Below are 14,345 nucleotides of genomic sequence, written 5' to 3'. Positions count from 1 at the left end.
CGACTTCGCGCGCGCGTTTCTGGGCGAAGCCCTCAGTCCTCCGCCTCGGAGCCCTCCGGACCCGGCTCGTTCCACCCCAGGGGGGGTGGTAACACCCCGCGTACCGCCTCCGTGGAGGGCAGGACCAGGCGATCATACGGCCCCCCCTCCCCCGTCGGCAGCTCGTCCAGGAAGCGGGACGGGCGCAGGACGATGCGCTCCCCCTCCCGGGGCAGCACGGACAGGGGGTACACCAGCGCCAGCGAGTCCCGGGCCCGGGTAGTGGCCACATAGAACAGGCGGCGCTCCTCCTCTTCCTCCTCGGCCGAGCGAGTCGCCTGGGACATGGGGAAGCGCCCGTCCACCAGCCAGAGGACGAACACGCTCCGCCACTCCAGCCCCTTGGCCTGATGGACGGAGGTGAGGGTCAGCATGTCCCCGGGGGCATCACCCTCCAGGGCCTCCTTGGCGGCGAACTCGGCCACCAGCGCCAGCTCCGACAGGAAGCGCGGCAGGTCCTCGAACCGCCGGGCCAGCTCCGCCAGCCGCCGGAGGTCGTCCTCCCGGCTGTCCTCGGGCGTGGACTCCAGGGCGAGCCGCGCCGCGTCCCCACCCGCCAGCACGTCCTCGATGAGCCCCCCCGGGTCGCGCGTGGCCTCCGGGCGTCCCAGCCGCCCCATCAGCGCCGTGAGCCGCTCGAAGGCCCCGAGCGACTTCTTCGAGACATGACGCCGCACGTCCTCGTGGACCAGCCGCTCCTCCAGGGACAGGTGCTCGGGCAGGGCGCGCAGCGAGGTCCACAGGCGCTCCGTCGTGGTGGGTCCCACGCCGGGCACCGCGCGCACCACCCGGCGGAACGCGAGCTCGTCCCGGGGGTTGTTCACCCAGCGCAGGTGGGCCAGCACGTCCTTGACGTGGGGCTGCTCGAAGAAGCGCACCCCGGAGCGCACCCGGAACGGCAGGCCCCGGCGGGTCAGCTCGAGCTGGAGCTCCAGGCCGTGGTTGTGGGCGCGGTAGAGGACGGCCATCGACTCCAGGGGTTGGCCCTTTTCCCGGAGCGCCTGGATGCGCTCGGCCACCCAGGTCGCCTGTTCGGCCGCGTCCAGCGTGGGGACGACGAGAGGGCGGGGTCCGGACGCGCGCTCGGAGACGAGGGCCTTGGGGAACTGTTGCGTGTTCTGGGCGATGGCGGCGTTGGCGAGCTGGAGGATCTCCGGGGTGGAGCGGTAGTTGCGGGTGAGGGTGAAGACGGCGCAGCCGGGGTGGCGCTCCGGGAAGCCCATGATGTTGGCGAAGTCCGCCCCCCGGAAGCTGTAGATGGACTGGCAGTCGTCCCCCACCACCGTCAAATCCCGGCGCTCGCCCGCGAGCAGATCCACCAGCTCGCCCTGGAGGCTGTTGGTGTCCTGGTACTCGTCCACGAGCACGGCGTGGAAGCGCTCGGCGAGCAGGGCGCGGACCCGGGGTTGCTCGACGAGCAGCCGCTTCAGGTTGAGGAGCAGGTCATCGAAGTCCATCAGGTGCAGCCGCGTCTTGCGCTGACGGTAGAGCGCCGCCGTGGCGAGCACCTCCGGCGCCAGCGGGACGAACTGCGGCCGGCGGTCCACCAGCACCTCCGACACGGCCTGCTGGAGGTTGGTGGCGAGCGACACCAGCTCCAGCACCAGCTCCGGCCGGGGGAAGCGCCTGCTGCTCTGGAGCTTGCGCTCGGCCAGACAGCTCACCATGAGGTCCCGGGCGTCCTGCCGGTCCAGCACGGTGAAGCGCTCCGAGTAGCCCAGCGCCGTCGCGTGCTCGCGCAGCAGCGCGTGCGCCACGTGATGGAACGTGCCGCCCGTCACGCGCCCCACGTCCACGAAGCCGCCCACCAGGTCCGCCAGGCGCCGGGTCATCTCGCGCGCGGCCTTGTTGGTGAACGTCAACAGCAGGAGGTTGTCGGGTGAGAGCCCCTGCTCCAGCCTGCGCGCGGCGCGGAAGGTGAGCGTGCGCGTCTTGCCGGAGCCCGCGCCGGCGATGACCAGCACCGGCCCCGCGTCGGCCTCCACCGCGCGCAGCTGCTCCTCGTTGAGGCGCCGGGCGTAGTCGATGCGCGACGGGCCACTCGGCGGACCGAGCGGCCTGGGGGTGGGCGGGGAGACCATGGGGCGCGGAACTCTAACCGCCCCGCCCGCCCGGGACGAACGGATCAGCCGGACTTCACGGCGCGGGCTTGTGCGCCGTCAGCCGGGCCGAGGCCGCCTCGCGGACCTGGGCGGAAGGATCCCGCTCCCGGGCCAGCTCCAGCAGCACCCGCCCCACCTGGGGCAGCTTCGTGCCCACCGAGGCCAGGGCGGCGGTGCGCTCCTTCACCCCACCCTCCAGCCGCTCGGTGACGCCGCGGTCCGAGCAGGTGCGCACCCCGGGGGACTGCTCCCGGAGGAGCAGCTCCGCGTCGCCCAGCCGGGCCTCGGTGAGGCGGCGGGCCTCCTCGGCGCGGCGCTCGAACTCGGCCAGGTCCTCGGGGAACTCGGTGGAGAAGGAGCGGGCGCGGGCGATGGCCTCCTGGGCGAATCTCGCGTTGACGGCCGCCGCGCACAGCTGCCGCGCCGAGGCCAGGGGCACGCGGCCCTCGGTCGTCACCGTCTCGTCGCGGGCCACGTTCAGCGCCCACACGGCGAGCTGGCGCGCGGCCACCGCGGCGGAGAAGGGCTGCTTGCGCCCCTCGCGGATGTCCACCCAGCGGCGCAGCACCACGGGGTCCGGCACCCCGGAGTCGAAGGCGCGCTGGTACTCGGTGGAGGCCTGCGGCAACTGCCCGGAGAGGTCCAGGAGGACGGCGACGGTGAGGTACATCTCCGCGCTGCTGGCCCTCTCGCGCAGGGCGTCCAGCCGGGAGGCCACCTCGTACTCCGCCACCGGACGCGGCAGCGACGTGAGCACCGTGCGCAGCGACTCCAGCGCGTTCTGGCGGATCAACGGGTTTCGCGCCGAGCGCAGCGCGTCCAGCAGCGGGTCCACCGCGCGCACGGAGACGTGCTGACCCAGCTCCTCGGCCGCCTGCCAGCGGTCCAGCGCGTCCGGAGCCAGGAGCGAGCGCTTCAGGTCCTCCAGGTCCCGCAGGTAGTGGCCCACGTGCGCGGCGCGGACGAGCGGATCCGGATGCGCCAGCGCGGCCTGCTCGGCCCGGGCGCGCGTCAGTCGCGCGGGGAAGTCCGTGAGCTTGGGCCCCAGCGGATGCGCCTTCACCCGCGCCTCGGCCTCGTCCACCAGGCCGGAGACGAGCAGCCCCTCCACCTCCAGCCCCAGGAGCAGCACGCGCGCCTCCTCGCGGTGCACCCCGGCCGGGAAGTCCTTCAGGTAGGCGAACAGCTTCGTCGCGCCGGAGCCCCTGGCCTGCTCGAAGGCCTGCGCGTCCAGCCGTGACTCGACCTGGAGGCGGCGTGGATCATCCGGCTTCTCGCGCAGGTACTCCGCCAGCCGCTTCGGGTCCTCCGTCGTCGCCAGCTCGCGCGACTCCGCCTCCAGCATCAGCCGCTTCGCCTCGTCGCGCTGGGCGCCGTCCGGGTGCTCCTGGAGGAACTGCTTCCAGGCGGCCACGGCGTCGGCCTCCTTCGCGGCGTTGAAGCGCAGGCCCTCCAGCAGCGTCTTCGCGGTGCGCGAGTGCGGCGCCTCGGGGTACGCCTCCAGGAAGCGCTTGTAGGCGAGCACCGTGTGCAGCCGCTTCGCCTCCTCGAACTCCAGCTCCTCCAGCCGGGCCTCGGCGGCGTCACCATCCGGGTGCGTCGGGTTCTCCCGCAGGAAGGCGCGATAGCCCTCCACCGTGTCCGTGCTGGCGGCGCGGTCATACGGATTGGGCAGGCACCCGGTGGCCAGCAGGAGGACGGGGAAGACTCGGCGGAGTGAAAACATTCTCCTGGAGCAATACCGCACCCCGCTCCCCCCGGAAACACGCGCCGCCACGGACGGTTGCCTGGGTAGGTTTTTTGACGACACACGAACCTGGGGCCAGCATGGTGCCCCAGGACGCTACAGGGAGGTCGCGCATGCGGTGGCTCACGCTGATGGGAATGCTCTCGATGCTCGCGACGGGCTGCGCCACCCCGTCCGGCCGGCTGGAGCCCTGGCTGGACTCGTACGCGGTCCGCTACCACTCGGCCTCGCCGCCGGCCTTCCCGCGCGAGTCGCTGTCCACGCCCGTGGCGGAGGCTCCGCCCAAGAAGTCCGCGCCGGCCAAGGCGAAGACGCCCGCGCGCGCCACCGCGTCCCGGCCGGCGAAGGGCAAGCCGGCCCCCCCCCCGGTGAGCACCGCGAGCCTGCGCCCTGTCTCGGCCGATGCGCGCGCGAAGGTCCTCGCCGCGGCGCGCTCGGTGGTGGGCAAGCCGCAGGTGACGTTCGACGGGCGCAAGTACCCGTCCGACTGCACGGGCCTCATCGAGGGCGTCTACGCGCAGGCGGGCCTGTCCTTCCGGGGCACGCTCAAGCCCGGGGACAACGGCGTCACCGCGCTGTACCGCTATGCCCGCGCGAATGGCCGCGTGTACGAGGACGGCCGGCCGGTACCCGGAGACCTGGTGTTCTTCAACGAGACGTATGACCAGAACCGGGATGGCCGCCGCAACGACGGCCTCACCCACGTGGGCATCGTCGACGGCGTGGATGACCAGGGCACCGTCACCGTCATCCACCGGGTGGGCCGGGGCGTGGTGCGCTACCGGATGAACCTGGCGCGCCCCCACCTGCCGAGAGATCCGAAGACGGGCGAGGTGCTCAACGATTTGCTGCGCCACCCCGGCCCGAACAAGGCCCCGGTGCTCACCGGCCAGCTCTTCGCGGCCTACGGCAGCGTGCTCCCCGCCAGCCCTCCGGCGAAGAAGAAGCCCGCGCCCATCCCCGTGGCCCTGCGCTGAAACGCACGACGCCCGACTCCAGGGAAGGAGCCGGGCGCCGGTGAAGCGAACGCGTCCGAAGACGTCGTCTCAGGACGCGCGCGCGGTGCGGTCCCACGCGGCGCGCTGCGAGTTGCGCAGGAAGCGCCAGAAGCCCACGACGATGGCCAGGTTCATGGTGACGAAGTAGTAGGCCACCGAGGCCACCCGCTTCGCCGCGCCCCGCTTGAGCACGCCCACCTTCCCCAGGTACGCCAGCGCGTAGAACAGGCCCTGGCCGAAGAGCGTGGCGCGGTAGAACAGGCTGTCGAGCAGGAACAGGTTCGCCAGCAGCGCCACGCCCATCAGCGCGGGCGCGCACCAGCGCAAGAGCTTGTGCGACCAGAACGCGAACGCGGGGAAGCCCGCGGTGGGCAGCAGGAGCCCCGGCACCATGCGCAGGCTCTGGAAGTTGCCGGCGGCGATGCGCGCGCGGCGACCGAACTCCTTGCCGTAGTCCTCCGTCGTCTCCTCGTGCGCGACGGCCTTCTCCTCGTACGCGACCTTGTAGCCCTTCTCGAGGATGCGCAGCGGGATGACGAAGTCATCCACGATGGTGGACGGCGGCAGCTGCGTGTAGAGCGTGCGGCGGATGGCGTACAGGCCTCCGTTGGCCCCCACCACCGCGCCCCGGCGCCCCTCGTACATCTTGATGAGGGACTCGTAGCTCCAGTACGCGCTCTCCTCGTAGTCCTTCTTCGTCGGGTTGTAGAGGCGCAGCTTGCCGCAGACCGCCCCGACCTCCGGATCATCGAAGTGGCGCACCAGCTTCTCGATGGCGTCGGGTTCGATCATCGTGTTCGCGTCCGAGAGGACCACGATGTCGCCCTTGGCCATGGGGATGCAGCGGTTGAGCACCGTCGTCTTGCCCGCGCGGGGCGCGGGTGACAGGCGCACGCGCTCGTCCCGGCACTCCAGCACGCGCTCGTTGGTGCCGTCGGTGGAGCCATCCGAGCCGATGAGCACCTCGAACCGGTCGGCCGGGTAGTCGAAGGCCAGGCTGTTCTCGAGCTTCTGCTCGATGCAGGACGCCTCGTTGTACGCCGCGACCACCAGGCTCACCGACGGGGCGGGCCCACGTCTCCTCGACAGCTCACGGCGAGCGTCCCCCCCTCGCATCGCCCGGATGTTCTGCGCCACCTGCGCCGCCCCATCCAGCACGAACAGGCTCAATGGGTAGAGAAAATATGTGTGCGCCAGCAGCAGCGCGGCACACCAGAAGAAGACCTCCGCCATCGACCATGCCTCCCAAGACCCAGTCCTCGAATCGGCCCTGGGTTCAGCAAGAGGCATGCCCCGCCCGAGTCCCCGGCTCCGCTCGGAGCGCTGGGGCAGGCGTGGGGATCAACGCTGGGTGGGACTGGACTTTCTCCAGTCCTCCTCCCGGGCGTGACGCACGTCGTTTCAGGGCTGCGAGGCGCTCGCGGAGACCTGTTCGAGCAGCTTTCGCGCCAGCTCGTGGTTCTTGTTGAGCGCCAGCACGTCGTCCAACAGTGAACGCGCCGCCGCCGGGTCCTTCTGGCGCAGGGCCAGGCGGGCTCCCAGGACGTAGGGGCGCAGGAGGGTGCCATCCGCCTGACGGAGCGCCTCCAGCTCCGCCACCGACTGGGCCACCGAGTCCGGCGGAGAGCCCGAGCTGAGCACGTACTCGGCGCGGGCCACGGTGCTCCACGCCTTCGGGGCGCCTTCCACATTGCGCAGACGCTCGGCCAGCGCGAGGGCATCCGGCGCCGCCGTCACACCGGCGTGCAGGGCCCGGGCCTTCACGCGCGCGGCCAGGGCCGGCGTGGGCTCCACCTCGGGGGCGGCCTCGAGGGCCTCGGCGAGGACGTCCACTTCCTTGCGCAGCCGGTCGATCTCGATGCGCAGGGGGCCGCCGGCCTTGATGACGTCCTCACGCTGCGCCTTCAGGGCGTTGACGCGGCTCTCCCAGTCGACGGTGGCCTGCGCGGTGGCGCGGTTGTCGATGTCGCGCTGGAGGATTTCGCCCTGGTTTCGCAGCCGCTCGGCCTCGGCCTGGAGCTCGCCCAGGCGCAGCGAGAGCGCCACGACGAGCTCGGCCTGGGCCTCGGTGTACTTGGGATGCGTGGCCGTCAGGGCCTTGAGGCTCTGGATGGCCTGGTCTCTGGAGGAGGCGTCGTCCCGGCGCAGCAGGACCGAGGCCCGCTCCTTCTCGGTCACCGCGGTGGCCGGCATGTCCACGTCGCGGTTCTTCCAGGCGGGATAGGCGAGCACTCCAGCCAGCAGCACGCCAGCCGCCACGAGCAGCCCCATCCAGAGTCGCGAGGAGCTCGCGGGCTCCGAGGCCGCGAGGTCGGCGGACTCACGGTTCGCGGACAGCAGCTCGGGAGGGAGGGAGACGCCGCCTCGGCGGTAGGCGGGCTCCGAGGCGCTGGGACCGGGACCACCGGCCGCTGCGAGCGCGCCGAGTCCAGGCAGTTCGACGGGAGGCAGGTTCACCCCGCGCGACTCGGCGTCGGTGGCCGCGCCGTAGACGGAGGTCTTGCGATTGACGGGCGTCCCGGCGTTGGCGGCACCGAAGAGGTCGCTGGATGGCGAGGCCTCGCCGTACAGATGCGTGGAGCTCTCGGCGGGGAGCTCGGGGACGGGAGCTGCTTCGGCCGAGTCGGACACGGCGCCGTACGTGAGCGTGCGCCCGATCGAGGCGGGCGTGGACGCGCTCGCGCCTGAGGTCCCCGATGCGTTGAGCGTCACGGGAGCAATCGAGGGGGGCGCTGGAGCAGGGCCCGAGGTGGCCGAACCGAAGACCTGGGCGGTCTGGCGTGGGCTTCCGCCCGTGTGGCTGGGGAAGATCAGGCTCCCTGAAGTGGCGGGAGCGGAGCCTGACTGAGGGACCGTGTCGAACGTCTGCGTCGCCCCGTGGGCGCCGACCGCGCCGTACGTCTGCGTCGAGCCGTGAGCACCCGCCGACGCCTGCGTCATTCCGGGCATGCCCACCGCGCCGTACGTCTGCGTCGAACCGTGAGAGCCTGACGACGCCTGCGTCATTGCAGGAGTGCCGACCGCCCCGAACGTCTGCGTCGAGCCGTGCGCACCGGACGACGCCTGCGTCATTCCAGGCGTGCCCACCGCGCCGTACGTCTGCGTCGAACCGTGAGCACCTGACGACGCCTGCGTCATTCCGGGCGTGCCGACCGCCCCGAACGTCTGCGTCGAACCGTGCGCACCGGACGACGCCTGCGTCATGCCAGGAGTGCCGACCGCACCGAAGGTCTGCGTTGCTCCGTGAGTCCCCGACGAGGACTGCGTCATTCCGGGCGTACCCACCGCGCCAAACGTCTGCGTCGCACCATGGGAGCCCGCCGCGCCCTCAGCCGGTGTCGCGCCCTGGGAGCCGACCGCTCCGAAGGTCTGCGGGGCCCCATGGCCACCCGAGCCCTGCGCCCCACCCTTCCCGCTCACGGCATCGAACGTCTGCGGGGCCCCATGGCCTCCGCCCACCGCGCCGGGGGGCTGCGTCGTCCCATGCGCGCCCGCGGCCCCAGTCGTCTGGGCCGCGCCATTCGGCGACTGGCCAGAGCCGAAGATCTGCGTGCGCATCAAGCTCGGGTTTCCACCGGGCGTCGTGGGCCACGAACCACTCGGTGTCTTGGGCCCGGCGCCCTCCGAGGTCACGGGGCGCGGGGCCTGCGCCTGGGGCGAGGCCAGGAACACATGGCCGCAGCGCGTACACTGGACCGACGCCCCTCCCGGCGGAAGCAGGCGGGGATCCAAGGCATACTGCATCGAGCACTGAGGGCAGGCGATCTGCACGCCGCGTGCTTACCACACGGGCCCGGCATCCGGAGGCGAGCCCAACACCGTGGCCGCCTGGAGGGTCTTCAACCGGGCTTCCCCCACCCCGGGGACCTCGTCCACCGCCTCCCAACTCCGGAACCCGCCCGCCGCATCCCGGGCCTCCACCAGCGCCCGCGCGAGCGAAGCCCCTACTCCCGGCAACAACGCCAGCTCCTCCGCCGTGGCGACGTTCAGGTCCAGCCTGCGCCCCAACGCCAGCGCCGCCGCCCCCGTGGGCTCCTCGCCCTCACCACACGTCGCCACCCCGTCCGCCCGAATCCGCACCGCCTCCGGAGGACAATCCAACGCTGACCGGGAATCCGGCCAGCGCCAGCGGGCCACCGCCCCGACACCCATCACCGCCAACGCGACGATGGCGAGCGCGGCCGTCCGCCCCGCCACCGGCTCAGACCTTCTCGCCCTTGAGCGCCGCCGTCTCCGACACCGTCGTCGCGCCCTCGGGCGGCAGCGGCTGGTCCAGCCCGAACGCCGTGTGCAGCGCGCGCACCGCCAGCTCCGTGTACTTGGAGTGGACCACGCACGACACCTTGATCTCCGACGTGGAGATCATCTGGATGTTGATGCCCTCCGCCGACAGCGCCGTGAACATCCGCGCCGCCACACCCGAGTGGTTGCGCATGCCCACGCCGACGATGGACACCTTCGCCACGTTGTCGTCCGTCTCGATGCCGGAGATGGGAATCTCCTTCACCGCCTCGCGCACCACCTCCTGCGCCTTGAGGAAGTCCGACTTGCCCACCGTGAAGGTCAGGTCCGTGCGCCCCTCGCGGGACTGGTTCTGGACGATGAGGTCCACCACGATGTGCTTCTCGTCGAGCGGGCCGAAGATCTTCGCCGCCACGCCCGGCACGTCCGGCACGCCGCAGATGGTGATCTTCGCCTCGTTGCGGTCATACGCCACGCCGCGGACCAGCACGTCCTCCATGGACTTGTCCTCCTCACACACGAGTGTGCCCGGGTCCTGGGAGAACGACGACTTCACCCAGAGCGGCACCTTGTACTTCATGGCGAATTCGACGGAGCGGATCTGCAACACCTTCGCGCCCACGCTCGCCAGCTCCAGCATCTCCTCGTAGGCGATGCGCTCCAGCTTGCGCGCGGCGGGGACCATGTTCGGGTCCGTGGTGTAGACGCCGTCGACGTCCGTATAGATTTCACACGCATCCGCGCTCAGCGCCGCGGCCACCGCCACCGCCGTGGTGTCCGAGCCGCCGCGCCCCAGCGTCGTGACGCTGCCCTCCTCGTCCACGCCCTGGAAGCCCGCCACCACCACGATGTGCCCCTTGGACAGGGCCTGGCGGATGGGCTGCGCGTCGATGCTCTTGATGCGCGCTTTCGAGAAGGTGCTGTCGGTGACGATGCGCACCTGATGCCCCAGGAAGCTCGTCGCTTTTCCACCCTGGGCCTGGATGGCCATCGCCACCAGCCCGATGGAGACCTGCTCCCCGGTGGCCACGACGACATCCTGCTCACGCTCGTCTGGACGGTCGGTGATCTGCGCCACCAGCTTGAGCAGCCGGTTCGTCTCACCCGACATCGCCGAGACCACCACCACCACGTCATGGCCCGCCTGTTGGGCGGCCAGACAGCGGCGGGCGACGTTCTTCATCCGCTCGGTGTCACCAACGGAGGTACCGCCATACTTCTGGACGATCAGCGCCACGGGAACCGTGACCTCCCTCTTCAGTCGCGCGGACCTATACGAGCCCCACTCCCCGGTGTAAAGCCCCGCTGCCGGCTGTCCCGCATTCCAACCACCCCTTGGAGCCCCCAATGTCGCGCCCCCGTATCCTCATCGACGGTGACACCCTGACGCTGGAGCAGATCCTCCAGGTCGCCCGCAACGAGGTGACCGTGGAGCTGGCCCCCGAGGCCGCCGCCCGGGTCCGCGCCTCGCGAGCCCTGGTGGACCGGGTCGCCGCGGGAGACACCCCGTCCTACGGCATCAACACCGGCTTCGGCACCCTGGCCGAGGTCCGCATCGACAAGAAGGACCTGCGCGACCTGCAGCGCAACCTCATCCTCTCCCACGCTTGTGGTGTCGGCACGCCCATGCCCCATGGCGAAGCGCGCGCGCTGCTGCTGCTGCGCTGCAACGTGCTGGCCAAGGGCTACTCGGGCATCCGTCCGGAGACGCTCGCGCTGGCGCTGGACATGCTCAACCGCGACGTCGTCCCCGTCGTGCCCGAGCGCGGCAGCGTGGGCGCGTCCGGTGACCTGGCGCCGCTGGCGCACCTGGCGCTCGTGTTCATCGGCGAGGGCGAGGCCTTCCACCAGGGACAGCGACTGCCGGCGCGCAAGGCGCTGGAGATGGCCGGCCTGCAGCCCGTCATCCTCGAGGCCAAGGAGGGCCTGGCGCTGGTCAACGGCACCCAGGCGATGTGCGCGGTGGGCACCCTGCTCCAGCTGCGCGCCGAGTCCCTGGCGGAGCTGGCCGACGTCGCCGGCGCGATGACGCTGGAAGGGCTGCTCGGCAGCCACAAGCCCTTCATCCCGGAGATTCATGACGTCCGCGCCCATCCGGGCCAGAAGGCGTGCGCGGCGCACCTGCGGCGCATCCTGGTGAACAGCGAGCTGGTGGAGACGCACGTCAACTGCAGCAAGGTGCAGGACCCCTACTCGCTGCGCTGCATGCCGCAGGTGCACGGCGCGGCGCGCGAGGGGCTGTCCTTCGCGCGGCGAATCCTCGAGGTGGAGGTCAACAGCGCCACGGACAACCCGCTGGTCTTCACGGAGACCGAGCGCATCGTCTCGGGCGGCAACTTCCACGGCCAGCCCATCTCCTTGGCGATGGACGTGGTGGCGATGGCGCTCACGCAGCTGTCCTCCATCAGCGAGCGGCGCGTGGAGCAGTTGGTGAACCCGGCGCTGTCGGGGCTGCCGGCGTTCCTGGCGAAGAACTCGGGCCTCAACTCGGGCTTCATGATTGCGCAGGTGACGAGCGCGGCGCTGGTGGCCGAGTCGCGCGTGCTCAGCCACCCCGCGTCGGTGGACTCGATTCCGTCGTCCGCGGGCCGCGAGGACCACGTGTCCATGGGCATGACGGCGGCGCTCAAGGGCCGTCAGGTGGGGGACTTCGCCCGCTCGTGTCTGGCCATCGAGATGCTGGTGGCGGCGCAGGCGCTGGACTTCCGGCTGCCCGTCAAGCCCGGCAAGGGCGCGCTGGCGGCCTACGAGCTCATCCGCTCCAAGGTGCCGCACATGGAGAAGGACCGCGAGCTGCACAAGGACATCCAGGCGGTGAGCGACCTGGTCGACTCCGGCGAGATGCTCGCGGCGGTGCGCTCGGCCACGGCCTGAGCCCGACGCCTGTCATTGCCAGACACACCGCGGCCCGCTCCGGAGCACTCCGGGGCGGGCCGTCTTCGTTTCAGCGTGACGCGCTAACCACACGTCCCATAGTAGGACTCGACGAACGCGCTGATCCGACCGAAGCCCGAATAGAAGGAACAGTCACAAGCCCGAGAGCCCACGATGGTCGTGTACGTGTCGTCGCGGTAATACGTGTGCTCGTAGTACACCCCATTGCAGTTGGGGGCGGCATCCTCACGCGAGGTGAGGTCCTGCGCCTCGGCGTCCTCCACCACGGGACCACCACAGCCCACCATCATCAGACCCGCCGCGAGCAACGCACCGCGGATGAAGCTTCCCGTTTTCATACGTGCCTCCAGCATCGACTCATGGGTTGAACGACGATTCACGGCTCCTCGAAACACGCGTCCGTGGGGACGAAATAGAGCGTCGACGTGTCGCCCCAACGCGACCAGCGACCTTCACAACCACAGCCCACGTAACCGACGATCACCGTGTAGCTCGCATCGGAGTAGCAGATGACCCCCTCCGTGGTGTCCTGACAGTCGGGCACCAGCGCCTCACGAGAGGCGGTCTCCGGGGCATCAGTGTCTTCCATCATGGGGTCACCACAACCCGCCAGCACCAACCCCACAGCAAGCAACGCACCGCTGACGATCCTTCCAGCCTGCATTCGTGCCTCCAGGAACAAGTCCATGGGTTGTACGGCCCTCCCAGATTACCATCCTGAGAGGGATTTGCCCATGCGCGCCCCTGAGAGGCAATGCCGCCAAGCGTCAGAAGCGCGGCAGAACACCAGACGGCCCTCTCGTTGGAGACGCACGGCCTGCGCCAGCGGCTCGGGCTTCTCGATGAGCAGGGTCAGCGATTGCCCAGGGGCCCCAGCTCAGCTCGCCCACGCCATGGGCCGTCGCGAGCGCGGCAACTCCTCTCAGTCGCGCATACCCATCCGCGGCTCCGGGCGGAGACAACCGCCCCCAGGCCGACACGCAAGCAATGACACCGAGAGCCTCACGGCACCATCCAAACACAGCCAGACCCACTCGCTCGTCGGCTTCCCTTCGGTCCGAGCGGGGACTCACGAAAGGTTGGAGTGTCTGTTCAATGTCCGGGCGTCTCGGCGGGCCGCCCCCACTCCCCGCAGACGCATGACGCCTGCGGGGACGAGAGCCCGCGTCCCGCGGGACACGTCAGGGATAGCGGGGCACGCTCGGCTCGGGCTCCGGCAGCGGGATGAACTCCGACTCACTGGGGACCTGGCCGATGCGCTGGGCCGTCCAGTCCTCCTTGGCCTGCTCGATGCGCTCCTTCGAGCTGGAGACGAAGTTCCACCAGATGTGCCGGGGCCCGTCCATCGGCTCACCGCCGAAGAGCAGCAGCCGCGAGCGCGTGGTGCCGCCGCCTCGCGCCACCACCTCCTTGCCCGGACGCAGCACCAGGAGTTGCCCGGGGCCGAAGCTCTCGCCGCCCACCTCCACCTGTCCCTCCGCGACGAAGAGGCCGCGCTCCTCGTGCACCGTGGGCACGGGAATCCGCGCCCCCGCGTCCAGCTTCACGTCCGCGTAGAAGAGCGCCGACTGCGTCGTCACCGGCGAGCGCGCGCCCGCCATCTCCCCCGCGATGAGCTTGAGCTCGACGCCACCGTCCCGCACCACGGGCAGCGCCTCCGACGGCGTGTGGACGAACGACGGCGCGTCCTCCTCGTGCTTGCCGGGCAGCGCCACCCAGAACTGGATGCCGAACATCCGGTTCGATGAGACCCGCAGCTCCGGGGGCGTCCGCTCCGAGTGGACGATTCCGCGCCCCGCCACCATCCAGTTCACCGCGCCGGGACGGATGCGCTGCACCACGCCCAGCGAGTCGCGGTGGAGCACCTCGCCCTCGAACAGGTACGTCACCGTGGCCAGACCGATGTGCGGATGGGGCCGCACGTCCAGCCCCTTGCCGGCCTGGAGCACCGCGGGGCCCATCTGGTCCATGAAGATGAACGGGCCCACCATCCGCCGCCGCGACGACGGCAGCGCCCGGCGTACCTCGAAGCCGTCCCCCAAGTCCCTCGTGCGTGGGACGATGACGGTCTCCAGCAGGGAGTCGGGCTCCGCGTCGACAAAGGGTTCTTCGGGCATCTTCCAGGCCATCCGCTCACACTCCTGTCAAGGTCCAGCGCGTCCACACATGCCATGGGTCGGTCCGGACGCTCCAGTCCCAACCACCCGTCCCCTTCGCGACTCAACGAATGGCGTCTGTCAAGCGCGGCCCGCTCGCGTGTCAGTCCTTCACGCAGGGTGATGCCAGCATTTACGCCACGGGGCGGAACCACGGAAGATTGCC

Annotated in this window: 11 protein-coding genes and 1 pseudogene; 2 read left to right on the top strand and 10 right to left on the bottom strand. The window is 70.7% G+C overall.

Features of this window, described 5'->3' with window-relative positions:
• Nucleotides 1-32 precede the first annotated feature (32 nt).
• On the bottom strand, nucleotides 33-2,120 hold the full coding sequence (locus LXT21_RS15465; RefSeq protein ID WP_254038899.1) for an ATP-dependent helicase: 2,088 nt from the start codon (nucleotides 2,118-2,120) through the stop codon (nucleotides 33-35).
• Nucleotides 2,121-2,175: 55 nt separating this feature from the next.
• Complete coding sequence (locus tag LXT21_RS15460; RefSeq protein WP_254038898.1) at nucleotides 2,176-3,867, bottom strand: serine/threonine-protein kinase; 1,692 nt, start codon at nucleotides 3,865-3,867, stop codon at nucleotides 2,176-2,178.
• 134 nt (nucleotides 3,868-4,001) lie between these two features.
• Here LXT21_RS15460 and LXT21_RS15455 point away from each other — a divergent pair, with 134 nt between their 5' ends.
• Nucleotides 4,002-4,865, top strand: coding sequence for a CHAP domain-containing protein (locus tag LXT21_RS15455; protein WP_254038897.1), 864 nt, complete (start codon nucleotides 4,002-4,004; stop codon nucleotides 4,863-4,865).
• A 69-nt stretch (nucleotides 4,866-4,934) separates the two neighbouring features.
• Here the strand turns inward: LXT21_RS15455 and LXT21_RS15450 are convergent, their stop codons facing one another.
• The 5 genes and pseudogenes from LXT21_RS15450 to LXT21_RS15435 form a co-directional block, all read right to left on the bottom strand.
• Complete coding sequence (locus LXT21_RS15450) at nucleotides 4,935-6,119, bottom strand: glycosyltransferase family 2 protein (RefSeq protein ID WP_254038896.1); 1,185 nt, start codon at nucleotides 6,117-6,119, stop codon at nucleotides 4,935-4,937.
• 168 nt (nucleotides 6,120-6,287) lie between these two features.
• Nucleotides 6,288-7,598 (bottom strand): tetratricopeptide repeat protein, encoded by a 1,311-nt coding sequence (locus tag LXT21_RS15445; protein ID WP_254038895.1) that lies wholly within the window; start codon nucleotides 7,596-7,598, stop codon nucleotides 6,288-6,290.
• 960 nt (nucleotides 7,599-8,558) lie between these two features.
• A pseudogene (locus tag LXT21_RS45640) lies at nucleotides 8,559-8,657 on the bottom strand (zinc-ribbon domain-containing protein); the annotation flags it as partial.
• 9 nt (nucleotides 8,658-8,666) lie between these two features.
• Nucleotides 8,667-9,083 (bottom strand): ComEA family DNA-binding protein, encoded by a 417-nt coding sequence (locus LXT21_RS15440; protein ID WP_254038894.1) that lies wholly within the window; start codon nucleotides 9,081-9,083, stop codon nucleotides 8,667-8,669.
• 4 nt (nucleotides 9,084-9,087) lie between these two features.
• On the bottom strand, nucleotides 9,088-10,365 hold the full coding sequence (locus tag LXT21_RS15435) for an aspartate kinase (protein WP_254038893.1): 1,278 nt from the start codon (nucleotides 10,363-10,365) through the stop codon (nucleotides 9,088-9,090).
• A 110-nt stretch (nucleotides 10,366-10,475) separates the two neighbouring features.
• Between LXT21_RS15435 and hutH the strand changes: the two genes are divergently transcribed.
• Nucleotides 10,476-12,002 carry a histidine ammonia-lyase gene (hutH, locus tag LXT21_RS15430; protein ID WP_254038892.1) on the top strand — a complete coding sequence of 509 codons (1,527 nt, stop codon included), beginning with the start codon at nucleotides 10,476-10,478 and terminating at the stop codon, nucleotides 12,000-12,002.
• A gap of 83 nt (nucleotides 12,003-12,085) precedes the next feature.
• On the opposite strand, the gene LXT21_RS15425 is transcribed toward hutH, so the two are convergent.
• The 3 genes from LXT21_RS15425 to LXT21_RS15415 form a co-directional block, all read right to left on the bottom strand.
• Entirely contained in the window at nucleotides 12,086-12,361 is a 276-nt protein-coding gene (locus LXT21_RS15425; RefSeq protein WP_254038891.1) for a hypothetical protein, read from the bottom strand.
• Nucleotides 12,362-12,399: 38 nt separating this feature from the next.
• Nucleotides 12,400-12,615 carry a hypothetical protein gene (locus LXT21_RS15420; RefSeq protein ID WP_254038890.1) on the bottom strand — a complete coding sequence of 72 codons (216 nt, stop codon included), beginning with the start codon at nucleotides 12,613-12,615 and terminating at the stop codon, nucleotides 12,400-12,402.
• Nucleotides 12,616-13,204: 589 nt separating this feature from the next.
• On the bottom strand, nucleotides 13,205-14,152 hold the full coding sequence (locus LXT21_RS15415; RefSeq protein WP_254038889.1) for a pirin family protein: 948 nt from the start codon (nucleotides 14,150-14,152) through the stop codon (nucleotides 13,205-13,207).
• Nucleotides 14,153-14,345: the final 193 nt, after the last annotated feature.

Origin of the sequence: Myxococcus guangdongensis (assembly GCF_024198255.1) — a bacterium.
GTDB classification, from domain to species: Bacteria; Myxococcota; Myxococcia; order Myxococcales; family Myxococcaceae; genus Myxococcus; species Myxococcus guangdongensis.
The sequence above is the reverse complement of the archived record's forward strand: the minus strand, read 5'-3'. Positions and strand labels throughout refer to the sequence as shown.